At 62.6% G+C, this 24,108-nt stretch carries 15 protein-coding genes and 5 tRNA genes; 2 read left to right on the forward strand and 18 right to left on the reverse strand.

Annotated elements, in window-relative coordinates; translation table 11 throughout:
• Window positions 1-20: 20 nt before the first annotated feature.
• The 9 genes from IE125_RS07200 to IE125_RS07240 all read right to left on the reverse strand — a co-directional run bounded on the left by IE125_RS07200 (window position 21) and on the right by IE125_RS07240 (window position 7,414).
• Window positions 21-1,943: a PrkA family serine protein kinase gene (locus IE125_RS07200; protein ID WP_189443983.1), complete on the reverse strand. Its 1,923-nt coding sequence runs from the start codon at window positions 1,941-1,943 to the stop codon at window positions 21-23.
• Window positions 1,944-2,275: 332 nt separating this feature from the next.
• On the reverse strand, window positions 2,276-3,325 hold the full coding sequence (locus IE125_RS07205; protein WP_189443984.1) for a threonine aldolase family protein: 1,050 nt from the start codon (window positions 3,323-3,325) through the stop codon (window positions 2,276-2,278).
• A gap of 273 nt (window positions 3,326-3,598) precedes the next feature.
• The gene (locus IE125_RS07210; protein ID WP_189443985.1) at window positions 3,599-5,620 is read right to left on the reverse strand and encodes an NADPH-dependent 2,4-dienoyl-CoA reductase; all 2,022 of its coding nucleotides are present in this window, start codon (window positions 5,618-5,620) and stop codon (window positions 3,599-3,601) included.
• 322 nt (window positions 5,621-5,942) lie between these two features.
• A tRNA-Asp gene (locus IE125_RS07215) sits at window positions 5,943-6,019 on the reverse strand.
• Window positions 6,020-6,048: 29 nt separating this feature from the next.
• Window positions 6,049-6,125 (reverse strand) — tRNA-Val (locus tag IE125_RS07220).
• Window positions 6,126-6,174: 49 nt separating this feature from the next.
• Window positions 6,175-6,251 (reverse strand) — tRNA-Asp (locus IE125_RS07225).
• Between the two features lie 104 nt (window positions 6,252-6,355).
• A tRNA-Asp gene (locus IE125_RS07230) sits at window positions 6,356-6,432 on the reverse strand.
• Between the two features lie 91 nt (window positions 6,433-6,523).
• Window positions 6,524-6,599: transfer RNA gene (locus IE125_RS07235), tRNA-Val, on the reverse strand.
• An 80-nt stretch (window positions 6,600-6,679) separates the two neighbouring features.
• Window positions 6,680-7,414, reverse strand: coding sequence for an alpha/beta family hydrolase (locus IE125_RS07240; protein ID WP_189443986.1), 735 nt, complete (start codon window positions 7,412-7,414; stop codon window positions 6,680-6,682).
• Window positions 7,415-7,562: 148 nt separating this feature from the next.
• On the opposite strand from IE125_RS07240, the gene hpxO reads away from it, so the two are divergent.
• Entirely contained in the window at window positions 7,563-8,735 is a 1,173-nt protein-coding gene (gene hpxO, locus IE125_RS07245; RefSeq protein ID WP_189443987.1) for an FAD-dependent urate hydroxylase HpxO, read from the forward strand.
• A gap of 40 nt (window positions 8,736-8,775) precedes the next feature.
• Here the strand turns inward: hpxO and ttcA are convergent, their stop codons facing one another.
• The 6 genes from ttcA to IE125_RS07275 all read right to left on the reverse strand — a co-directional run bounded on the left by ttcA (window position 8,776) and on the right by IE125_RS07275 (window position 14,713).
• Complete coding sequence (gene ttcA, locus IE125_RS07250) at window positions 8,776-9,639, reverse strand: tRNA 2-thiocytidine(32) synthetase TtcA (RefSeq protein WP_189444271.1); 864 nt, start codon at window positions 9,637-9,639, stop codon at window positions 8,776-8,778.
• 181 nt (window positions 9,640-9,820) lie between these two features.
• Window positions 9,821-10,042 (reverse strand): hypothetical protein, encoded by a 222-nt coding sequence (locus IE125_RS07255; RefSeq protein WP_229808974.1) that lies wholly within the window; start codon window positions 10,040-10,042, stop codon window positions 9,821-9,823.
• Complete coding sequence (locus IE125_RS07260; protein WP_189443989.1) at window positions 10,042-10,689, reverse strand: 3'-5' exonuclease; 648 nt, start codon at window positions 10,687-10,689, stop codon at window positions 10,042-10,044. The genes IE125_RS07255 and IE125_RS07260 overlap by 1 nt, the downstream gene beginning before the upstream one ends.
• Window positions 10,690-10,702: 13 nt before the next feature.
• The gene (locus tag IE125_RS07265; RefSeq protein ID WP_189443990.1) at window positions 10,703-12,541 is read right to left on the reverse strand and encodes a DUF294 nucleotidyltransferase-like domain-containing protein; all 1,839 of its coding nucleotides are present in this window, start codon (window positions 12,539-12,541) and stop codon (window positions 10,703-10,705) included.
• Window positions 12,542-12,601: 60 nt separating this feature from the next.
• Complete coding sequence (locus IE125_RS07270) at window positions 12,602-14,386, reverse strand: sodium:solute symporter family protein (RefSeq protein WP_189443991.1); 1,785 nt, start codon at window positions 14,384-14,386, stop codon at window positions 12,602-12,604.
• A gap of 69 nt (window positions 14,387-14,455) precedes the next feature.
• The gene (locus tag IE125_RS07275; protein ID WP_189443992.1) at window positions 14,456-14,713 is read right to left on the reverse strand and encodes a DUF4212 domain-containing protein; all 258 of its coding nucleotides are present in this window, start codon (window positions 14,711-14,713) and stop codon (window positions 14,456-14,458) included.
• A gap of 249 nt (window positions 14,714-14,962) precedes the next feature.
• On the opposite strand from IE125_RS07275, the gene IE125_RS07280 reads away from it, so the two are divergent.
• Window positions 14,963-18,928 (forward strand): hybrid sensor histidine kinase/response regulator, encoded by a 3,966-nt coding sequence (locus tag IE125_RS07280; protein ID WP_189443993.1) that lies wholly within the window; start codon window positions 14,963-14,965, stop codon window positions 18,926-18,928.
• 446 nt (window positions 18,929-19,374) lie between these two features.
• Here IE125_RS07280 and rpoD read toward each other — a convergent pair whose 3' ends face one another.
• The 3 genes from rpoD to rpsU all read right to left on the reverse strand — a co-directional run bounded on the left by rpoD (window position 19,375) and on the right by rpsU (window position 23,920).
• Window positions 19,375-21,228: an RNA polymerase sigma factor RpoD gene (gene rpoD, locus IE125_RS07285; RefSeq protein ID WP_189443994.1), complete on the reverse strand. Its 1,854-nt coding sequence runs from the start codon at window positions 21,226-21,228 to the stop codon at window positions 19,375-19,377.
• Window positions 21,229-21,516: 288 nt separating this feature from the next.
• Window positions 21,517-23,442 (reverse strand): DNA primase, encoded by a 1,926-nt coding sequence (dnaG, locus tag IE125_RS07290; RefSeq protein ID WP_189443995.1) that lies wholly within the window; start codon window positions 23,440-23,442, stop codon window positions 21,517-21,519.
• Window positions 23,443-23,704: 262 nt separating this feature from the next.
• Window positions 23,705-23,920 (reverse strand): 30S ribosomal protein S21, encoded by a 216-nt coding sequence (gene rpsU / locus IE125_RS07295; protein WP_189443996.1) that lies wholly within the window; start codon window positions 23,918-23,920, stop codon window positions 23,705-23,707.
• Window positions 23,921-24,108: the final 188 nt, after the last annotated feature.

The raw sequence follows: 24,108 nt of genomic DNA on the forward strand, positions 1-24,108 counted from the left end.
CTCCAATGACATCGAATGCGTTACTGCGACTTGCGCACCCGCAGGTACCACTCGGAGAGCAGCCGCACCTGCTTCTCGGTATAGCCGCGCTGCACCATCCGATCGACGAAATCTTCATGCTTGCGCTGATCGGAAGCCGACGCCTTGGCGTTGAACGAGATCACCGGCAGCAACTCTTCGGTATTGGCGAACATCTTGTGCTCGATTACACCGCGCAGCTTCTCGTAGGACTGCCAGCTCGGGTTCATACCATTGTTGTGGGCCCGGGCGCGCAGCACGAAATTGACCACTTCGTGACGAAAATCCTTCGGGTTGGAGATACCTGCCGGCTTCTCGATCTTCTCGAGATCCTCGTTGAGCGACTGCCGATCGAACAGCTCGCCGGTTTCCGGGTCGCGATACTCCTGATCCTGGATCCAGAAATCGGCATAGGTGACGTAGCGGTCGAAGATGTTCTGGCCGTACTCGGTGTAGGACTCGAGGTAGGCGGTCTGAATCTCCTTGCCGATGAAGTCCACGTAGCGCGGCGCCAGAAACTCCTTGATGAAACGCAGGTAGCGCTCGTGAGTCTCCTTGGGCAGCTGCTCGCGCTCCAGCGCCTGCTCCAGCACGTAGAGCAGATGTACCGGATTGGCAGCGATCTCGTGGGCATCGAAGTTGAAGACCTTGGAGAGAATCTTGAACGCGAATCGCGTGGAGAGACCATCCATGCCTTCGTCGATTCCCGCCGCGTCACGATACTCCTGAATCGATTTCGCCTTGGGGTCGGTATCCTTCAGATTCTCGCCGTCGTAGACCCGCATCTTGGAGTAGACGCTGGAGTTCTCCGGCTCCTTGAGTCGCGACAACACCGAGAACTGGGCCAGCATGCGCAGCGTATCCGGCGCGCAGGGCGCTTCGTTGAGCGAAGAATGCTCCAGCAGTTTCTGGTAGATCTTGATCTCTTCGGAGACCCGCAAACAGTACGGCACCTTGACGATGTAGACGCGGTCGAGGAAGGCCTCGTTGTTGCGGTTATTGCGAAACTGCTGCCACTCGCTCTCGTTGGAGTGGGCCATGATGATGCCATCGAAGGGAATCGCCCCCATGCCCTCGGTCGGGTTGTAGTTACCCTCCTGAGTGGCCGTCAGCAGCGGATGCAGCACCTTGATCGGCGCCTTGAACATCTCGACGAACTCCATCAGCCCCTGGTTCGCCTTGCACAGGCCACCGGAGAAACTGTAGGCGTCGGGATCGTCCTGTGAGTAGAGCTCGAGCTGACGGATGTCGACCTTGCCCACCAGCGAGGAGATATCCTGGTTATTCTCGTCACCCGGCTCGGTCTTGGACACCGCGATCTGATTCAGCCGCGAGGGGTGCAGCCTCACCACGCGGAAACGCGAGAGGTCGCCGCCGAACTCCTTGAGCCGCTTGGCCGCCCAAGGCGACATCGGCCCGCGCAGATAGCGCTGCGGAATCTCGTACTCCTTCTCGAGCAGCTCGCCATCCTCTTCCGGCGAAAAGAGCCCGAGCGGCGATTCGTAGATCGGCGAGTCCTTGATCGCATAGAACGGCACGCGCTCCATCAACAGCTTGAGCCGCTCGGCCAGCGAGGATTTGCCGCCGCCGACCGGCCCCAGCAGATAGAGGATCTGCTTGCGCTCCTCGAGCCCCTGCGCGGCATGGCGGAAGTAGGCAACGATCTGCTCGATCGCCTCCTCCATGCCATAGAACTCGGCGAAGGCGGGATAGCGCCGAATGACCTTGTTGGAAAAAATACGTGAAAGGCGGGGGTCCTTGGCCGTGTCGATCGTCTGGGGCTCGCCGATGGCGGAGAGCATACGTTCGGCGGCGTTGGCGTAGACGCTCGGATCCTTCCGGCACAGCTCTAGATATTCCTGCAGGCTCATCTCTTCCTGTTGAACCTGCTCGTAACGGCTCTGCACGTGATCGAAGATGCTCATGGAAGCCTCCTGGTCGTGACCCCCGACATCGCAGGACGAAAGCCCCGCCAGCCGGGCTAGCTGACTATCAGCATAGACAGATGCACGAAGCGTCGAACGAGCTCTTTTTACGAGTCTTTTCAACGCCGCGTCGAAACCAACCGTTTAGAACACGCTACCACGATCCGGTTTCGATGCACGGGGAATTTGAGCGCGAAAAACGTGCAATTCGAAGCGGTGATCGCTAAGTAAAAGAAAACGCAGGAAAAATCGGGGAACAGCGAATCGGGCAAGAAAAACGGCCATCAACGGCAGGAGAAAGCGGCATCCGAACGTGCGAATGCCGCCTTCGATCAGGCGTCCTCGAAGGCCGCCCTGGCGTCCGCCAGCAGCTGATCGAGCAACTCCGTCGTGGTATTCCAGGAGCAGACGAAGCGCGCGCCGCCAGCGCCGATGAAGGTGTAAAACGTCCAGCCTCTGGCCCGCAGCTTGGCGATAACCGCTTCCGGCAGATTGGCGAAAACACTGTTGGCCTGCGTCGGGAACATCAGCGAGGCACCAGGCAAGGATGCCAGGCCCTCAGAGAGATAGCGGGCCATCGCATTGGCATGGTCGGCGTTGGTTCGCCACGCACCGGATTCGAGAAGCCCGAGCCACGGCGCGGCAATGAAGCGCATCTTCGATGCCAGCTGGCCGGCCTGCTTGGCACGGTAGGCGAAGTCCTCCGCCAGATCCTTATTGAAGAACAGGATCGCCTCGCCCATCGGCAGACCGTTCTTGGTGCCGGAAAAGCAGAGCACATCGACACCCGCCTGCCACGTCAGCTCGGCCGGCTCGGCATCCAGCGCGCTGCAGGCATTGGCAAAGCGAGCGCCATCCATGTGCAGACGCAGGTCGTACTTGTCGGCGACCGTGCGAATCGCCAGCAGCTCCTCGCGCGAGTAGACCGTGCCGACCTCGGTGGCCTGCGTGATCGAAACCACGCGCGGCTTGGGGTAGTGAATATCGCTGCGCCGGGTGACCAGGCGCTCGATGCCTTCCGGCGTCAGCTTGCCATCGTCGCCGGGAGACGTGAGCAGCTTGGAACCGTTGGAGAAAAATTCCGGCCCGCCGCACTCGTCGGTCTCGATATGGGCGAGTTCATGGCAGATCACGCTGTGATAACTCTGTCCGAGCGCCGCGAGCGAAAGCGAATTGGCGGCAGTGCCGTTGAAGACGAAGAAGACATCGCAATCGTAGTCGAAGAGCTCGCGAAACCGGTCGGCGGCGCGGTGCGTCCAGACGTCGTTGCCGTAGGCGAGGTCGTCACTGGCATTGGCCTGGATCAGATAATCGAGAGCTTCCGGACAGATACCGGAAGTATTGTCGCTCGCGAGGAAGCGAGGGCTACAGTCAGCTGTCATTTGGCGGGTCCTTGTACGATCCCTCCATCGAGAAAATGCGCGGGAGATGGACGACGCAGGTCGGCGATCTCCTCGGCCGAATCAGGCCGATTTCGCCTTTCCGAGGGCCAGGTGTCATGGCCGAAACGAGAAAAAGCGCGATAGCCACGACGACGGGGTCACCATCATCGGACTCGCGCTGACGCAGGGTAGTCTACCACCTGTCCGACACCGGCCCCAGCTCGAGCCCCGCTTGACTCCACGCTGGCTCAACGCAGTAGGGGTATCGGCCGATCATAGGCGTGCCGCCAGGCGCACCCCCGCCTCGATGGCTCGCTTGGCATCCAGCTCCGCCGCGCGCTCCGCGCCACCGATGCAGTGCACCGATACACCGGCAGCGGCCAGCAGATCGAACATCTCGCGCTGCGACTCCTGCCCGGCGCAGACCACGACCGTGTCGACCGCAAGCAGACGCGCCTCGCCGCCGATGCGAATATGCAGCCCCTCGTCATCGACGGACTCGTAGGTGCAGCCCACGATCGTCTCGACACGCCGCGCGCGTAGCGCGGCCCGATGCACCCATCCCGACGTCACCCCAAGCTCCGCTCCCGCCTTGCCGGAGCGACGCTGCAGCAGCGTGATCTGGCGCGCCACCGGAGGCGCTACCCGCGCTTTCAGCCCTCCCGGCTCACGCACCGACAGATCCACCCCCCACTCGTCGCACCAGGCGGCAATGTGCGCACCGGGCTCGGCCGTCAGCCCCGAGTGCGAGAGCAGCTCGGCCACGTCGAAGCCGATGCCACCGGCACCGATGATGGCGACGCGCCGACCGACCCGCTCCGGATGCAGAATGGCCATCGGATAGCGCATCACGCTCGGGTGGTCGATGCCCTCGAGCGCGATCTCGCGCGGGCGTACCCCGGTCGCGACGATCACCTCGTCATACTCTCTCAGCTGCTGCACGTCTGGCGTCGTGGAGAGGCGTAGTTCGACGCCCAGCCGCGTCAGCTGCGTCGTGAAATAGCGCAGCGTCTCGGCGAACTCCTCCTTGCCGGGAATACGCTTCGCGTAGCGAAACTGTCCGCCGATCTCCGGTTCACGCTCGAAAAGCGTGACACGGTGCCCCCGTTCGGCGCAGGCCTCGGCTGCCGCCAGCCCGGCAGGCCCGGCCCCCACGATGGCAACGCGGCGCGACGGCGAGGCGGGTCTCAGTACCAGTTCCGTTTCGTGGCAGGCCCGCGGGTTGACCAGACAGGAGGTCAATCGGCCCTTGAAGGTGTGATCCAGACACGCCTGATTGCAGGCGATGCAGGTATTGATCTCCTCTTCGCGACCCTGCTCGGCCTTGGCGATCCAGGCCGGGTCGGCCAGAAACGGCCGCGCCATCGAGACCATGTCGGCATCGCCTGCTGCCAGAACGCGTTCGGCGACCGCCGGCATGTTGATGCGGTTGGTCGTGATCAGCGGAATCGATACCGCCTCGCGCAGCGCTCGAGTCACCGTGCTGAAAGCGGCGCGCGGCACACTGGTGACGATGGTGGGTACGCGCGCTTCATGCCAGCCGATGCCGGTATTGATCATATCGGCACCGGCCGTTTCGATATCACGTGCCAGCGCAGTGATCTCCTCGCGCGTGCTGCCCCCTTCCACCAGGTCGATCATCGACAGCCGGAAGATCAGCAGGAAGTCGTCACCGCATCGTTCGCGGATGCGGCGCACGATCTCGACGGCGAACCGCCGACGCCGCTCGGCGTCGCCTCCCCAGGCATCGTCTCGGTGATTGGTCCGTGGACACAAGAACTGATTGATCAGATAGCCCTCGGACCCCATCACTTCGACGCCGTCATAGCCGACGCCCTGCGCGAGCGTCGCGCAGGTCACGAAGTCCGCGATCTGCGCCTCGACCTCGGCCGTCGTCAGCGCCCTTGGCGTATAGCGATTGATCGGTGCGGCGATGGCCGACGGAGCCACGAGCGCCGGCGAGTAGGCGTAGCGCCCGGCATGCAGGATCTGCAGACAGAGATGACCGCCTTCGGCGTGCACCGAGTCGACGACCTGTCGATGAGGCTCGGCTTCTCGCGCATCGGTCAGCTTCGCCGCGCCTTCGAAGACCGCGCCGGCGGCATTGGGGGCAATGCCGCCGGTGACGATAAGCCCTGCACCGTGTCGCGCCCGCTCGGTATAAAACGTTGCCAGCCGCGCGAAACCGTCTGGCGCTTCTTCCAGATTGGTATGCATCGACCCCATGACCACGCGGTTGCGCAGCGTCAAGGCGCCGACCGTCAACGGCCGAAAAAGATGGGGATACAGACTCACGGCTGCGCTTCCACGAAGATCAAATGGCACGCCGAACCCGGCACTGGGCCAATTCAAACGCACGTATGACGGCAGTCTAGCGTAACGCTAGCGGGAAGCCATTCCACCAAAGCGGTATCGCGAGATGCGAGATGCGAGATGCGAGATGCGAGATGCGAGATGCGAGATGCGAGATGCGAGATGCGAGATGCGAGATGCGAGATGCGAGATGCGAGATGCGAGATCAGTATCGTGTCTGTGCCCGAAGATGCAAGGGACATCGACTAGACAAGAAATAGCGGAGGGATGAAGCGTGTAGGGAACTGACAGGAAAGCGCGTTAATGGCGGACCGGACGAGACTCGAACTCGCGACCTCCGGCGTGACAGGCCGGCATTCTAACCAACTGAACTACCGGTCCGCATTATCGCAACCATCATCATCTGACGATGGTGGGTGGTACAGGACTCGAACCTGTGACCCCCAGCATGTGAGGCTGGTGCTCTAACCAGCTGAGCTAACCACCCAAACGTCAAACGAAACTTACCAGATACTACGACTGGACTGCGCGAAGCGTGGCGGACCGGACGAGACTCGAACTCGCGACCTCCGGCGTGACAGGCCGGCATTCTAACCGACTGAACTACCGGTCCACTTTGTCAGCATCGACACTCTGAAAGTCACCGAGTGACGACACCTGCTACGCAACCAGCGTTTGACATCCGGTGTATCGGCTACACCTGCATGCCAGGGAAAATGGCGGACCGGACGAGACTCGAACTCGCGACCTCCGGCGTGACAGGCCGGCATTCTAACCGACTGAACTACCGGTCCGCTGCTTTCCAACAACTCGCAATCGAATTGGCCTCATCAACCACGACCATCATCGCTTGCGACACGTGCCCGGACCACTCGAGAAACGCAGTGGTGGGTGGTACAGGGTTCGAACCTGTGACCCCCAGCTTGTAAGGCTGGTGCTCTCCCAGCTGAGCTAACCACCCGTGGTCACGTGGCGCTGCATTCTACCTGTGGCCGATCGAAAGTCAACCGCTTTTCGTGACGCAATTCTTTCGACGGATCATTACCTTGCGCCAAGTCGTCGGGCGATGATGCTGCTGGCCTCAGCGATCAGTGAATCCTGCGTCGCATCGCTGCGCTTCGGCGGCTGCCAATCATGATCGCCGCCTTCGAGAAAGTGCATTTCCGTCTGCGGCGGCAGCGCATAGTCGGCGACCTCCTCGCGCCGCCCGAACGGGTCTCGCGTACCTTGAATGACCACCAGCGGGCAGCAAATCGCCGACCAGTGATCGAGCCGTGTCCGCTCAGGCTTGCCCGGCGGATGAAAGGGATAACCGCACAGCACGAGCCCGGCGCACTCGTGAGCGACCGGCGCTCGAGTCGCGAGCAGGCTGGCGACTCGTCCGCCCATCGACTTTCCTCCGAGCCAGAGCGGCGTCAGCGAGTCGTGCTCGCGAATAGCGTGCTGCCAGACCGCCAATTCGTCGACCAGGCGCTCGACACGCGGCGGTGGCCGGCGACGGCCTTCCCGACGCATCATCGCCATGTAGCCGAACTCGATCGCCACGACCTGCACGCCCGTCGCGGCGATGGCCTGGCGCAGCGATGTCAGAAACGAAGAGTCATGCCCGGCGCCGGCGCCATGGCAGAGCAACCAGCGCGCGTGTACCGCGGCGCCCTCGACCTGGAAGCTTCCCAGTGCGGTTTCGTGTCGCCGGCCATCGCCGCGCTCGAGCGCGGCCTCGAGTCTCTCGCTATCCTGAAGTTCGAGGCGCACTGGCGTCCCTTCACCTGTCATCATCTTCTCCCTGGGCGCGGAACGGGCATGAGGCGCAAGACTCCCACCGCGGTATAAATTTGCGTAGGATAAAAAACCTGATCGATCGGTCAGCTTCAGCCACGACCGACGAACGACACTCCAATGACAACAGTTCAGGACACTCGCCATGACGTTGAACATTCTCGTCGTCGGCGCCGGCATGGGCGGCCTGACCGCCGCGCTGGCGCTTCAACAGGCCGGCCATCGGGTCGAGGTCGTCGACCGCGTCGCCGAGCTGCGCCCGATCGGCGCCGCGATCTCGGTATGGTCGAACGGCGTCAGGGTACTCAAGGCGCTCGGCATGGGCGATGCCATCGAACAGGCCAGCGGGCGCATGAACGCCATGGCGTATCACGGCAAGGATGGCACTCCGCTGACCCGGTTCAGTCTTCAATCGCTCTACGACGAGGTCGGACAGCGCGCCTGCCCCATCGCCCGCGCGACGTTGCAGCAGGTGCTGCTGGATGCCGTGGGTCACGACAACGTCACACTCGGTCTGGCCTGCACCGACTTCCGCCCGGACGCCAGCGGCGTCACCGCCGAATTCGCCGACAACTCGACACGTCGGGCCGATCTGATCGTGATCGCCGACGGCACGCACTCCAGGCTGCGAGAGCGCGCGCTGGGCAGAGCCGTTCAACGGCGCTACTGCGGCTACGTCAACTGGAACGTGCGCGTGCCGGCAAGCGAGGACCTGGCTCCGCTGGATCAGTGGGCGCAGTACGTCGGCGATGGCCAGCGTGTCTCGATGATGCCGATGAGCGGCGACCCCGACACGCCGGAATTCTACTGCTTTCTCGATGTGCCGCTGGCGCCGGGCACACCCAATGACCCCGCCCGCTATCGCAACGAACTCGCCCAGCACTTCAACGGCTGGGCGGCGCCGGTACAGCGCCTGATCGAGCGCTTCGATCCGGCTGCCATGGCGCGCGTCGAGATACACGACATCGAACCATTGGCCACGCTGATCGGCGAGCGCGCGGCGATTCTCGGTGACGCGGCACACGGCATGGCACCGGATCTCGGCCAGGGCGGCTGCCAGGCAATGGAAGACGCCTGGGTGCTGGCACGGGCGCTGGACGAGGCCAACGGCGATGTGACGAGAGCACTGAAAGCCTACGATGGCGCCCGGGCCGAGCGCGTCGGCGACATCGTCACCCGTGCCCGCAAACGCGCCGAGACCACACACGGCGCCGATCCCGCCGCCACCCAGGCCTGGTACGCCGAATTGGCGCAGGAGGACGGCAGTCACATCATGGCGGGCATGCGCAAGACGATACTGGGCGGGCCACTGGGTTGAGACGCTTGCGAGCTCGCCGGTCGGCGAGCCCGCTGCTCACTCAGGCTTCGCGAGCGAGCAGGTCGAGAGTGTCGATGCGCGTCTCTCGCAGCCGTTGCTGCTTGGCCTCGAGCCCCTCGAAGTCGAAAAGCGTTCGGTCGGCGAGCTGCGACGGCGCGACGTTGGTGACCGCCTTGAACATCGTTTCCAGACGCCCCGGATGCTTGACTTCCCACTCGGCCAGCATCTCCTTGACCACCTGACGCTGCAGGTTGGGCTGCGAACCGCAGAGATTGCAGGGAATGATGGGAAACGCCATCTGCCTGGCGTATTCCGCGATATCCGCTTCTCGGCAGTATGCCAACGGACGAATGACGATGTTCTTACCATCATCGGACAGCAGCTTCGGCGGCATCGACTTGAGTGAACCGCCGAAGAACATGTTCAAAAACAGTGTCTCGAGAATATCTTCCCGGTGGTGCCCCAGTGCCACCTTGGTCGCCCCGATCTCCTCGGCGTAGCCGTACAGCGAGCCACGACGCAACCGCGAGCAGAGCGCGCAGGTCGTCTTGCCCTCCGGCGTCTTTTCCTTGACCACGGAGTAGGTGTCGCGCTCCAGGATGTGGTAGGCGACTCCCTTGGCCTCGAGATACTCAGGCAGCACATGCTCGGGAAAACCCGGCTGCTTCTGGTCGAGATTGACGGCGACCAGTTCGAAGTTGACCGGTGCGTTGCGCTGCAGATTCATCAGAATCTCCAGCATGGTGTAGGAGTCCTTGCCGCCGGAGAGGCAGACCATCACCTTGTCGCCTTCGTGAATCATGCCGTAGTCGATGATCGCGTTACCGACCTGGCGCCGCAGTCGCTTCTGCAGCTTGTTGAACTCACGTTTGGCCTTGGCCGCGTCGGGGCCGACCGTGGACATGTTGCCATCGGCAGGAACGTGAGACTGCCGGCTGTCGACCGGGTCACTGGCTTGTTGCATGGCTCGCTCTTTCGCGCTGGGCGGGCTGTGGCGCACCGTCTGCTGCGCGGGTCTGATTCGTGGGGCGCCCATGCTAACACCGCCTTCCGGCATGACGAAGCGTCACCGCGGGTCGCCAACCTCAAATCAGCTGCATCATGTTGACGTAACGCAGCACGATGCCAGCGAACAGGACCACGATTCCCGCTCGCTGCAGCTTGAACTCGGCCGGTGTCAGCGCCAGGCGGCGCAGCCAGAACATCAACACGCCGCGCACGTCCCGCGTGCGCCAGACATAGTGCAGATAGACGGCAAGCACTACGATCAACCCGACTGCCAGCACCGCATTTTCCAACCACGCCATCATCGCTCCCCCTGTCTCTCTCCTGCCTTGGGGACGCCCTCGCCCCGGTTGACGGCTAGCGAACCAGGCTCGTCTCTTGTCAAACGCAGATAGATCATCGCCGTCGTCACCGCATCACCGAGCGCGGTATGCCGGTCCAGAACCGGCACATCCAGCGCCAGCGCCGCACGTTCCAACCGTAGATCCGGTTCGACGAGTGGATCGATCTGCCGTCGCCGACGCGCATAAAGGCGACGCACGTCGAGCCTTGGATTGGATAGTCCAGCGCCGAATCGTGGTTTCATCGCGCGCTCCAGAAGGATCAGGTCGTAGGCTAGTGCCCAGCCGATCACCGGACGCTCGCCGACGAAGTCTCGCAACCTCGACAGGGCATCACCCAACGCCTCGCCACCCGATAGATCGACGCCGCGCAGGCCATGAACGCGAATCGAGCGCTCGTCGAGGCTGTCCGGCTTCTGCAACCGCAGGTTCAGCGCGCCGCTCGTCAGGATGCGATGGCCGGTCACCGTCACCGCAGCCAGCGAGACCAGTTCCGCGCGCCTAGGGTCGAGCCCCGTCGTCTCGCAGTCGAGCGACACGACCTCCGGTGCCCGGATTACGTCGCCGCGGCCGCTATCGCCCACGAGCTCGCTCAACCGCCAGGACATCGCATGCCTCCCGTCAATACTCGAGGTGATAGCGGTGGGTCAGCCGCTGCCGGAAAGCCTTGACCGTATGCAGCGCCTGGCGCAAAAGATCGCGTTCGAATCCGCTCAGCTGCTGCACCACCACGCGATCGCCGGCGTCCGGCTCACTGAGCTCAGCCGGTGACAGACTCAATTGACGCTTCAATCTCAGCTCCGCGAACAGCGCCAGCGCCTCGCCGAGATCGTCGGCAAACGCCCGATCGAGACGACCATCCTCGACGAGCGCATCGAGCCGGGCGAAGGTCGACGTCGCCGCGATACGCCGCTCCAGTGCCAGCGTCCTGACACCGTGAACGATAGGGAACAGTCCTGCCTTCTTGATATCGATGCCGTGTTCCGGATGGCGCAGCGTGCCGAAGACGGTAAGGCCCGAGCCAAATCGCAGTGCGCCCCGCGCAACATGCGAAAGCAGTAACTCGTCGTCCGAGCACCGCGCGAAGATCGCATCTCGTAGCGCTTCGACAAGTGAGGCATCTCCGGACACGCAGCGCGTATCCAGCAGGATCGCCAGTTGCATCAGCGAGCGTGGGTCGCGACTCGATGCCCAGCGCGCCACCTTGCCATGCCAGGCGGATTCGGCAGCCACCCATGCAGGATTGGTGACCATGATGTTACCGGGACACGGCGGATAGCCCAGCGCGGAAAGTCTCGCGCTGAACGTGGATAGCGCCTTTTTCAGTTCGGCCTCCGGTGCCGGCTCGAGCCAGGTGCTGCCATCGGCGAGTATCAGCGCGTTGTCCTGATCCGTTTTCAGCACCTGTTCGCCGCGGCCCTCGCTGCCCATGACCATGAGGCAGCTCTGCTCGAGCAGCAGGCTCGGCACGGAGAAGCGGTAGGCACGCTGAATCAATCGGGCATTGAGCGCTGCCAGCAGCGACATGACGAAGCGCAGCTTCGCCCCCTGAGCCATCAATCCTTCCACCAGCTCGGTCATGCCTGCCGCTGCGGCCACCAGTTGATCGACAGTCTCGGCTCGCTCGATCTGCAGCCCGACCCAGTGCGTACGGCTCGAGAAGAGGCTCAGAAGGTCCAGCATCTCGACTACGCCGACGACTTCACCGGCCTCGAACACCGCGACCCGAGTCACGCGTCGCGAGGTCATCGTCACCAGCGCCGAGAACAGATAGTCATCGGCGTCGACGGCAATCAGCGGACGTCGAGCGAGCGGGCCCACCGGCGAGCCGAGTGCCAACCCACCTCGAGTGAGCGCATCAAGCAGATCGCTTTTGGTCAACATTCCCGGTTCACCACGCGTCTCGACCAGCAGGCTATCCACACCCCGCTCGCGGAGCCGAGCCACAGCCGCCTCTATGGTGGTGTTCGGGCCGACAGTCAGAGGCTCGCGCATGCCGTCACGCACTCGGGCGAGCATGAAACTGGAAAGCGTCGTGCCGAACTCGGCGCGACGCGATAACAGTCGTTGGGTTTTCTCGGCCAGACGCTCGCGAAAATAGCTTGCAAACGCGGGCGATTGATCGCAAAGCGCCGTGAACGATGCCGCCGGAATCAGGTGGCAGAGTGTCTCCTGTTCGGCCCGAAAGCGATAACGACTGTGACCGCCGAGCACGCTAATCCCACCGAACAGATCTCCGGCAACGTAGTGACCGATAACGGCGCGCTCGCCCTCCAGCGCCGGATCGCTCTCGCTGACTTCCCCCTTGTAGATCAGAAACACGTGCTGCGGCACCTGCCCGGCGTCCAGCAGAATCTTTCCCACAGCGTAGTAACCGAGATCGGCCGAGCGCCGCAAGCGTTCACGCTGACTCGTGTCGAGCAATGTGAACGGCAGAGAAGCAAGGTCAGCTTCGAGCATGATCGATCACCACGCAAAAGGGCCCCGGCGAGCCGGGGCGACGAACCTGATCAACAACGGTCAATGATCGATGGCGCTACCTGCACCGCGCGGCACGCGGATCTCTTCGACGATATGCTGGATCGACGCCGGTGGCGGCGCGGTCAGCTTCGAAACGACCAGCGCCGTGACGAAGTTGAAGATCATGCCGAGCGTGCCGATCCCTTCCGGCGAGACACCGAACCACCAGTGTTCAGGCGTACTCATCTCCGGCGCGATGAACTTGAAATAGACGATATAGCTGAACGTGAAGATCAACCCGACCAGCATCCCGGCAATCGCCCCCTCCCTGTTCATGCGCTTGTAGAAGATGCCCATCAAGATCACCGGGAAGAAGCTCGAAGCCGCCAGTCCGAAGGCAAACGCCACCACTTCGGCGACGAATCCTGGCGGATTGATGCCGAAGTAGCCGGCGATCACGATCGCCACCGCCGCCGCGATGCGCGCCGCCAGCAGCTCGCCTTTCTCCGAAATGTCGGGTTTGAGCTGTTTCTTGAGCAGGTCATGCGAGATGGCCGACGAGATCACCAGCAGCAGACCGGCCGCCGTCGAGAGCGCCGCGGCGACGCCACCCGCCGCCACCAGCGCGACCACCCAGGCCGGCAGGTTACCGATCTCCGGGTTGGCCAGCACGATGATGTCGCGATCGATATAGACCTCGCTCGGATTGTCCGTCGGTGCGTTGGTCAGCAGGCGTTCGCCATGACTGCCACGCTCGCCTGAGTAGCTCGGCGTACCGGAGAACGGATCTCCGGCGGCCATCTGCACGCGACCGTCGCCGTTCTTGTCGACCCAGGCGATCAGCCCCGAATTCTCCCAGTTGTAAAACCACTGCGGTAGCTCTTCGTAAGCCGCGTTGTCGACCGTTTCGATCAGGTTGACCCGGGCGAAGGCTCCGACCGCCGGCGCGCTGGTATAGAGAATGGCGATGAAGAACAGCGCCCAACCGGCACTCACGCGGGCGTCGCGTACCCGAGGCACGGTGAAGAAGCGCACGATCACATGCGGCAGCCCGGCCGTCCCGCACATCAGCGCCGCGGTGATGAAGAAGACATCGAGGGTCGACTTGGCGCCGGAGGTGTACTCGCGGAAGCCGAGCTCCGTGACCAGCTCATCCAGGCGCGTGAGCAGATAGACGCCGCTGTCGTTGCCCGCAGAATCGAGCAGCGTGGCGCCGAACCCGGTCTGCGGCAGCACGTGACCGGTCATCATGATCGACAGGAAGATCGCCGGCACCGTGAAGGCGAAGATCAACACGCAGTACTGCGCGACCTGGGTATAGGTGATCCCCTTCATGCCACCGAGCACGGCGTAGAAGAAGACGATCACCATGCCGATCACCACGCCGAGATCGACATCCACTTCGAGAAACCGAGCGAAGACGATGCCGGTGCCACGCATCTGGCCTGCGACGTAGGTGAACGAGACGAAGATCACGCAGATCACCGCCACCGTTCGCGCCACGTTGGAGTAGTAACGGTCACCGATGAAGTCCGGCACCGTGAATTTGCCGAACTTGCGCAGGTACGGTGCCAGCAGCATCGCCAGCAGCACGTAGCCACCGGTCCATCCCATGAGATAGACGGAGGCGTCATAACCCGAATAGGCAATGATCCCCGCCATCGAGATGAACGACGCCGCCGACATCCAGTCGGCTGCCGTTGCGGCACCGTTGGCCATGGGCGAAACGCCGCCGCCGGCCACGTAGAACTCCTTCGTCGAGCCGACACGCGAGGCGATCGCGATGCCGATATAGAGCACGAAGGAACCGCCGACGAAGAGGTAGGTGAGGAACTGAATATCCATGGCCCGAATCCTTCCGTTTTTCTGGTTATCGAGGTTCGTTGCGTTGAGCGCTGAAGCGATGTTGCCGCTTTACTGCTCCTCGACGTCGTACTCCCGGTCGAGGCGATTCATCGACCAGGCATAGAACACGATCAGCACCAGGAAGGTGTAGATCGCGCCCTGTTGGGCAAACCAGAATCCGAGCTTGAATCCGAAAAAGTGGATGGCGTTGAGCGGTTCGACCAACAGCACGCCGAATCCGTAGGAGACGATGAACCAGATCACCAGCAGCGTGGCGATCAGGCGCACGTTGGCTTTCCAATAGTCCTGTCTGCTTTTTCCCTTCATGATAATCCCCTGCCTCGTCAGCCGATGCGTGATAGCGTTTGGGAAATCAACGGTTTGTTATCAAGGCCTGTCAAAGCGAGCCTATGTCAGCGGCGAGCGACGGCGTCAGCGGACTTTAGTCGAGGGTGATGAACGATGGCTTCCCCTTGCCGAAATCATCCGTAAAATCAAATACCTGAGCACCCATCTCAAGCACTGAACCTTGGTCTATCAGCCCTTGGTCTTGCCGAGTCAATCAGCGGGGGAAACATGTTCGAAGGCGGGTTACTGATCGTCGTGGCGCTCTTGTACGTGATCGCGCTCTTCGCCATTGCCTGGCGCGGTGATCGCCATGCGCGTCGACACGGTCCGGCTAGCCGCCGACCGATCGTCTACAGTCTCGCGCTGGCCGTCTACTGCACCTCGTGGACCTTTTATGGCAGCGTGGGGCAGGCAGCCACATCAGGCTGGTCGTTCGCCAGCATCTTCATCGGGCCGGTGCTCACCTTCCTGCTGTTCTGGCCCGTCATCGGCAAGATGATCCGCGTCGCCAAGCGCCAGAACGTCACCTCGATCGCCGACTTCATCGCCTCACGCTATGGCAAGTCGCAGTCGCTGGCGGCTTTCGCCAGTCTGATTGCCTTGATCGGCACGCTGCCCTACATCGCGCTGCAGCTGAAAGCGGTCTCCGATGCCTTTCGGGTGATGACCAGCGACGGCCATACGTTGAAGACGCCGGTGGTGGACGATACCGCCTTCTACGTGGCGATCTTCATGGCCGTGTTCGCGATCCTGTTCGGCACGCGCGACACCAACGCCACCGAGCATCACGAAGGGCTGATCCAGGCCATCGCCTTCGAGTCGGTGGTCAAGCTGCTGGTGTTTCTGGTGCTCGGCGCCTACGTCACCTGGGGCATGTTCGACGGTCTGGGCGAGCTTCTGACCCGCGCCGACACCTACCTGCAGCTACAGCATCAGTTGACCGAGCAGAACTTCGACACCAGCTTCTGGACGCAGACACTGCTCGCCATGCTGGCCGTGTTCTGTCTGCCGCGGCAGTTTCATATCACCGTGGTCGAGAACACGCACACCGATGACGCCAACCGCGCCCGTTGGCTGTTCCCGCTCTATCTGCTCCTCATCGGGTTCTTCGTTCTGCCGCTGGCGGCGGCGGGCCTGTCACTGTTTCCGGGCAACGATCTTTCGCCGGACAGCTACGTGCTGGCCCTGCCGATCGTCGCCGATCAGCCGTGGCTCGCCATGCTCACCTTCGTCGGCGGGCTCTCCGCCGCGACCGGCATGGTGATCATGGCCGCTGTCGCCAACGCCATCATGATCTCCAACGAGATCGTGCTACCGGCGCTGTTCCGGGCGCGCTGGTTCGAGGCGCAACCTCGCGACTACGGCCGCTTCGTGCTGCTGGCCCGGCGCGTCACCATCGTCGGTATCCTGGCGCTCGCCTACCTCTTCTATCAGCTGGTCGCGGAGTACAGCACGCTCGCCGCGACCGGCCTGCTCTCCCTGTCGGCGGCCGCCCAGTTCGCCCCGGCGGTCCTCGGCGGGCTTTACTGGAAGCGCGGCAATCGGCTCGGCGTCGTCACCGGTCTCAACGTCGGCTTTGCGATCTGGGCCTATACCCTGCTGATGCCGGCACTGATTCGCGCCGGTCTGCTGCCGCAAGCCTGGCTCGCCGGCGGGCCGCTTGGCGTGGAGTGGCTTTCGCCGCTGCATCTGTTCGGTCTCAACGTCACCGACAGCTTCGCTCACGGCGTCATGCTCTCGCTGGGCTTCAACCTGTTCTTCTACATTTTCATCTCGCAGCTGACCCCACAGCGGGTCGTCGAACGCATCCAGGCATCACTGTTCGTCGACAGCATCGAGACGCGCCAGACCACGGTCAATCGCCCATGGACCGGCGCCACCACGGTGGGCGATCTCAAGGTCCTGTGCGAACGTTTCCTCGGCCAGTCCCAGGTCGAGCGCGCCTTCGCCGACTATGCGCGACGCAATGCCAAGCCGATGGAGAACAATACGCGCGCCTCGATCGACGTGATTCAGTTCACCGAGCGCCTGCTCGCCTCGGTGCTCGGCGCCTCATCGGCGCGGATCGTCGTCAACTCCGCACTCCAGGGCCGCGGCATCGGCATCTCGGACGTCATCTCGATCGTCGACGAGGCGTCACAGGTGCTCGAGTTCAACCGCGCCCTGCTGCAGGCGACGATCGAGAACATCAACCAAGGCATCGGCGTGGTCGATCAAAACCTCAACCTGGTGGTCTGGAACCAGCGCTATCTGGAAATTTTCCGTTTTCCCGACAACCTGATTCGCGTCGGCACGCCGATGGAAAAGGTGTTCCGCTACAACGCCCATAATGGCGAATACGGCCCGGGCGATCCGGAAGAGCACGTCGAGCAGCTGATCGATAACATTCGCGGAGGCCAGCCCCACCGCTACGAGCGCTACCGCCCCGACGGCACGGTACTGGAGGTTCTGGGCAATCCGATGCCGGGCGGCGGTTTCGTCTACACCTATCAGGACATCACCCAGCAGAAGCAGACCGAAGAGGCGCTGATTCGCTCCGAGAGCAATATTCGAATCTACACCGACAACGTGCCGGCGCTGATCGCCTACTTCGACAAGGAGTGTCGCTACCTCTTCACCAACCGCGCCTATGAAGCCGCGATGGGCATCGACCGTAACGCGGTGATCGGCGAGCGAGTGGAGAACGTCATGCCGGCCGCCGCCGCGCGTCAACGCGGCCCCTGGATGCAGCGCGCACTGAACGGCGAACGGGTGACGTTCGAGATCTCGCTCGATGACGGCGACGGCGGCGTTCGCTACATGCTGGTGACCTATACACCTCACTTCGGCGAGGGCGGCCGCATACTCGGTTTCTTCGCGCTTTATCAGGACATCACCGAGCGGCGCCTGGCCGAAATCGCGCTGCGCGAGACCAACGAAAATCTCGAAGAGCGCGTACGTGAGCGCACCCAGGCGCTCTCCGAGGTCAACGCCGCCCTGCGCCAGGAGAACCGCGTACGCGCAGAAGCCGAACAGGCGCTGCGTCAGGCCAAGCAGACCGCGGAGGACGCCAATGCCTCGAAGACCCGCTTCCTCGCCGCCGCAAGTCACGATCTGCTGCAGCCGCTCAACGCCGCGCGGCTTTTCACCTCGGCACTGGGCCAACAGATGGAGGGCGCCGATCATCGCCGTACCATCGGTCATATCGATGACTCGTTGCAGGCGGCAGAAGAACTGCTCGGCACCCTGCTCGATATCTCGAAGCTCGATGCCGGTGCGCTGACGCCCCGCAAGAGCCAGTTTCCGCTGGCGGATATCCTGCGGCCGCTGCGCGCCGAGTTCGAGGTGATGGCGGACGACCGCGGCCTTGACCTGGAGATGGTCGCAACCAGCCTGTGGGTGGAGAGCGACGCGCAGATGCTCAGGCGCATCGTCCAGAACTTCCTTTCCAATGCCCTGCGCTACACCCAGCAGGGTCGCGTGCTGCTGGGCTGTCGCCGCCGCGCCGGCCGCGTCATCGTCGAGGTCTGGGATACCGGCCCAGGCATTCCCGAATCCAAGCTCAGCGAAATCTTCCAGGAGTTCCGCCGGCTTGATCAGGCGTCACGCCACAAGGAGAGCGAACGCGGCCTGGGCCTGGGTCTGTCGATCGCCGAGCGCATGAGTCGCGTACTCGAACACCCGATTCAGGTGCGTTCGAAAGTCGACGCGGGCACCGTCTTCTCGGTCTCGGTGCCACTCGTGGCCGAGCGCCGCGGCGCGGCCAAACCGGAGGAGACCGCGCCGAGACGAAGCGGCAACAAACTGGTGGGCACGCGCATTCTCTGCATCGACAACGAGCGGCTGATTCTCGAGGGCATGAAAGCCATGCTCGAGGGCTGGGAGTGCGAAGTCTTCACCGCCACTTCCATCGGTGGCGCCAAATCCGCCATTCGCAACATGGGCGGCGATCCCGACGCCATTCTTGCCGACTATCACCTCGACAACGAAGTGACTGGCATGATGGCGCTCGACGCCCTGGAAGAGCTATGCGACGACGCGGTGCCCGGTATCGTGATCACTGCCGATCGCACCGAGGAAGTCGCCGAGGAGGTCAAGCGCGGCGGCTATCAGCTGCTGCTCAAACCGGTGCGCCCCGCCGCCCTGCGAGCGCTGTTGACACGCACCCTGCAAGCGAGTCGTGCGGCGAAGCTTTCCGGCGACGAAGGAGACTGACTGTCAGGCGCCGGGGGATGCCGTCCGGCGGCTATTCAAGCCAGCGCCTTCAGGCTGATTGGCGAGCCGGGTCTTGCGACATGGATGTCGCAAGAGGCGCGTTAGGGCAGACAGAAAATCGCTCCTGCATTTTCTGCACTTCCGCCATCCATGGCGGTCGGATGTCCGTTACGCGCCGACCCGAGCGAGCACATGAGCCGGAAGGTAAAAGCGGGCTTGTGCCGCCATAGAGGGGGAGCGACGAGGGGGCGAGCGTTAAGCCCCCTCGTCAGGACGGCGCTGAGCCATTGAAGAGGCTCGACAGTGAGGTTCTCAACTCCGCTTATCGCGTCACCACGGTTTATTACCCGCGATAAAACAAAGCCCCGCCAACCTCTCGGTCGGCGGGGCTCGTCGTTCATGCCCGCATGCCCGAGCTAAGGCTTCACGCTAGTAGGGCTTCGCGCTTACTCGTCGAGAAACGAGCGCAGCGGCTCGGAGCGCGACGGATGGCGCAGCTTGCGCAGCGCCTTGGCTTCGATCTGACGAATACGCTCGCGGGTGACGTCGAACTGCTTGCCGACTTCCTCCAGCGTGTGGTCGGTATTCATGTCGATACCGAAACGCATGCGCAGCACCTTGGCTTCGCGAGCGGTCAGCCCGCCAAGCACGTTGCGGGTCGCTTCGATCAGGCCTTCGCCGGTGGCAGAGTCGATCGGCAGCACCATGGTGCTGTCCTCGATGAAGTCGCCAAGGTGCGAATCCTCGTCGTCGCCGATCGGAGTCTCCATGGAGATCGGCTCCTTGGCGATCTTCAGCACCTTGCGCACCTTGTCTTCCGGCATCTCGAGGCGCTCGCCCAGCTCTTCCGGCGTCGGCTCGCGGCCCATCTCCTGCAGCATCTGACGGGAGACGCGGTTGAGCTTGTTGATCGTCTCGATCATGTGCACCGGAATACGAATGGTGCGGGCCTGGTCGGCGATCGAGCGTGTGATCGCCTGGCGAATCCACCAGGTAGCGTAGGTCGAAAACTTGTAGCCGCGACGATACTCGAACTTGTCGACCGCCTTCATCAGGCCGATGTTGCCCTCCTGGATCAGGTCCAGGAACTGCAAGCCGCGGTTGGTGTACTTCTTGGCAATCGAGATGACCAGACGCAGGTTGGCCTCGACCATTTCTTTCTTGGCGCGACGCGCCTTGGCCTCGCCGATGGAGAGCCGACGATTGACTTCCTTGAGCTGACCCACCTTGAGCTGGACCATCTCTTCTTCGAAGCCGATCTTGCGCTGGGCGCGCTGCACATCACCCCGGAAGGGCGACAGTCGATCGGCGAACTTGCTCTGCTCGGCCACGAATTGATCGAACCAGCCCTCGGTCGCCTCGTTGCCCAGGAAGGCATTGATGAACGTCTTGCGCGGGACTTTGCCCTGCTTGACGAACACCTGCATGATCGCCTTTTCCTGCTCGCGAACCTGCTCGACGCTGATGCGAACCTGGCCGACAAGACGCTCGAAGTGCTTCGGCGAGAGCTTGATCGGCGAGAACAGCTCGGCCAGTCGCGCCTGCTCGCTGCCGGCTTCCTTCGAACCGAAACCGTGCTTGGCTACGGCCGCCTTGGCGATCTCGTTCTGCTCGCGGATCTGCTCGAAGCGCACGCGCGCCTCTTCCGGGTCCGGGCCGCCTTCGCTGGAGTTGTCGTCCTCGTCCTCGTCGTCGCTGTCTTCGTCGTCTTCGTCATCGTCGGCGTTGACGTCGGCTTCCTCTTCTTCGGGCATCTCGACTTCCGCGACGCCGGGAATCCCCTCGTCCGGATCGATGAATCCCGAGAACAGGTCGGAAAGCCGGCCCGGTGCTTCTTCGTCCTGCGTCTGATCGTAGAAGTCCAGGATGGAGTCGACAGCGCCCGGCAGATAGGCCAGCGACGACATCACCTCGCGCAGCCCTTCCTCGATGCGCTTGGCGATGAGAATCTCGCCTTCGCGGGTCAGCAGCTCCACCGTTCCCATCTCGCGCATGTACATGCGCACGGGATCGGTCGTCCGTCCGACATCGCTCTCGACAGCCGCCAACGCTGCAACGGCTTCTTCCGCCGCAGATTCATCGGTGGAGTTGTCGGACATCATCAAGGTGTCTTCGTCAGGCGCTTCCTCGACGACGTTGATCCCCATGTCGTTGATCATGGAGATGATGTCTTCCACCTGATCGGGATCAGCGATATCTTCCGGGAGGTGATCGTTGACCTCGGCATAGGTCAGGAAGCCCTGCTCCTTGCCGCGAGCGATCAGCTCCTTCAAACGTGACTGCTGTGTATTTCCAGCCATAGAAACCCTACTCGACGAAGAGAATGAAGCACCTGGAGTGACAGCGCGATGCCCCAAAAGCCCGCTATTATAGCGCGCCATCGCTTTTTGCTGCCAGCCTCTGTTTGCCTTGCCTACCAGGTGTGCTAGTGTGTTCGGCTACCTTTTGGTTACCAATCTTGTGGCGATCGCCGGCTTTTCAACCTTTCGGCGCTCGCGATTCGCCCTTGTGCTTCCTGCTTCCCTGCGTCGAAGCCCTGCCTAGATAAAAGCCCTGCCTTAATCATTACCCACGCGCCTGATCGCCATTCAAGAACCCGCCGCCAGGGTGCCAATCAATTCGCGTAACCGCTGCTTTTCCTCGCTGCTCAGCGCTCCCGGCTGCCGGCTTTTTTCCAGCAGCTGGCGGTACTCCTCGGCTGGCGTGAGTCGTTCGCTTTCGCGCTCGAGGTGTCGCACCCAATCGCGCAGCTCGCTGCCGCGAACGTCCCGCGGTATCGCCAGCTCCCGTCGTGCCAGCTGATCCAGGCGCTCGCCGTCCGGTGAACCATGAAAATGCGCCAGCAGAACCTGTGGACTCCGGTAGCGTCCGGCGCGCAGCAGTTGCACCACATCGCGGCATAGTCTGCCGTCAGGCATCGCCTTGGGGCACCAGTCGAGCGATTCGGGCAGCTCACTGACCAGACCCGGCTCGTGCATCAATAGATGCAAGATTCGCGCCGGCAGACTGAGAGAAAGCGTAGCAGCTCCTGAGCGAGATGCTGGCGCGCCGTGGCGTGTTGCACGATTGCTGCCACGATTGTCGCGTTCCTCACCACCGATATCGGACGCAAGGCCCGAGAAGGAGTCCACCCCCCGCTCGGCATCGTCGGCCGGCATCAGCGCCTCGAAACCCTCGCCATCGGACGAGGACGGTTGCGACGGCGCCGAGTGGTTCGACAGCCAGTCGCTGAACTGCGACTGATCGATGCCGCTACGCACCGAAAGCTCTTTCAGCAGCAGCGATTTGAGTACGCCGGCCGGCAGCTGCTTGAGCGCGTCGAGCACGGCGGTCACGAAGCGCTCGCGACCCTCGACCTGCTTGAGATCACGCCCTTCGGCAGCCTGCTCGAACAGAAACTCCGACAGCGGATTGGCACAGGTCACGCGGTTTTCGAACGCCTCCGGTCCCTCGCGGCGAATCAGCGTATCGGGATCGTCGCCCTCGGGCAGAAACAGGAACCGAACCTGGCGGCCATCGATCATCGACGGCAGCGATGTCGCCAGCGAGCGACGTGCCGCCTGGCGACCGGCGTTGTCGCCATCGAAGCAGAACACCACTTCGTCGACCAGGCGAAAAAGTCGCTGCAGATGATCGCTGGTCAAGGCGGTGCCCAGCGTCGCGCAGGCATTGCGAATACCGAACTGCGCCAGCGCGACCACATCCATATAGCCTTCGACGATCAGCAGCCGAGAGAGCTGGCGGTTGGCCTGGCGCGCTTCGAACAGCCCGTAAAGCTCGCGCCCCTTGTGGAAGACCGGTGTCTCCGGGGAGTTGAGGTACTTGGGCTTGGCGTCGCCCAGCACCCGACCGCCGAAGGCGATCGTGCGCCCCTTCCAGTCGCGAATCGGAAACATCACGCGATCGCGAAAGCGATCGTAGGTTCGCCCGGTCTCCTCTCGATGCACCAGCAGACCGTACTCGACCTGCACCGCTTCGCTGATGCCCTGCCCCGAAAGATGGCGTTTCAGCGCCTCCCAATCATCTTCGGCGTAGCCGATGCCGAACGCCTTGATGATCTCCGCGCTCAGCCCGCGCCGCTCGAGATAGTCGCGTGCCGCGCTGCCCTGACCCAGCGCCAGCCGCTCACGAAAGAAACCCGACGCCAGCTCGAGCAGATTGACGCCTTGTTCACGCTTCTGCTGTCGCTGCTTCGCGCCGGGGTCATCCCCCCCCTCGCGTTCGACCTGCATGCCGGCACGAGAAGCCAGCTGTTCGACCGCTTCCGGGAAGCGCAGGTTGTCGTACTCCATCAGAAAGCGCAGCGCGTTGCCGTGGGCACCGCAGCCAAAGCAGTGATAGAACTGCTTGTCGTGACTGACGGTGAATGACGGCGAGTTTTCCTGATGAAAGGGGCAGAGTCCGGTGTGATTACGACCGCTCTTCTTCAGTTGCACCCGCTCGGAGACCACATCGACGATGTCGGTGCGTGCCAGCAGGTCATCGATGAAGCGCTGTGAAATCTGTCCGGCCATGGCGTCAGGAAGCTCTCGGAAACCGACCTTGAGTCGACGGAGAAGGCAACGGTCCTGCCCGGTGACCGCGAATGTTCCGGTCGAAGGCGCCGGCGGAAAAGCCTGCGAGACCCGCTACCGGTGTCGATCACTGCCGCGGCGAAGGGACGATACCCTCAAGGATAGGTCAGACCGTATGGATCAGGGACAAAAACAAACGGCCACCCGAACGGCGGCCGTTTGACTATCCCTCTGGCGTGACCGAAGTCACCCCCAGTACGGATCAATACAAGCGTTCGAAACGCTTACGCTCACGCTGAAGCTTCTTGGCGTGACGCTTAACGGCAGCCGCAGCTTTACGCTTGCGAACCGCAGTGGGCTTTTCGTAAGTTTCACGACGGCGAACTTCGGAAAGAATGCCGGCTTTTTCGCAGCCACGCTTGAAGCGACGCAGCGCGACGTCGAACGGCTCGTTATCACGTACTTTGACAGAAGGCATTAAGCACTCACCTACCTTGGGAATTGAGTTCGGTTTGAACGCACGCCCAAACAGTTAAAGACGCACGACCCAGTCCTGCAGAGCAGGGCATTCTATTCCTCGAGTGAACCCTTTGCAAACGGCTTTTCGCCCAGCGCGGAGGGTCGTAATCGGGCGAGCCATGCAAAGCCGATACCGTCGGCGTAGAA

Source organism: Salinicola rhizosphaerae, from assembly GCF_014652715.1.
GTDB lineage: Bacteria > Pseudomonadota > Gammaproteobacteria > Pseudomonadales > Halomonadaceae > Salinicola > Salinicola rhizosphaerae.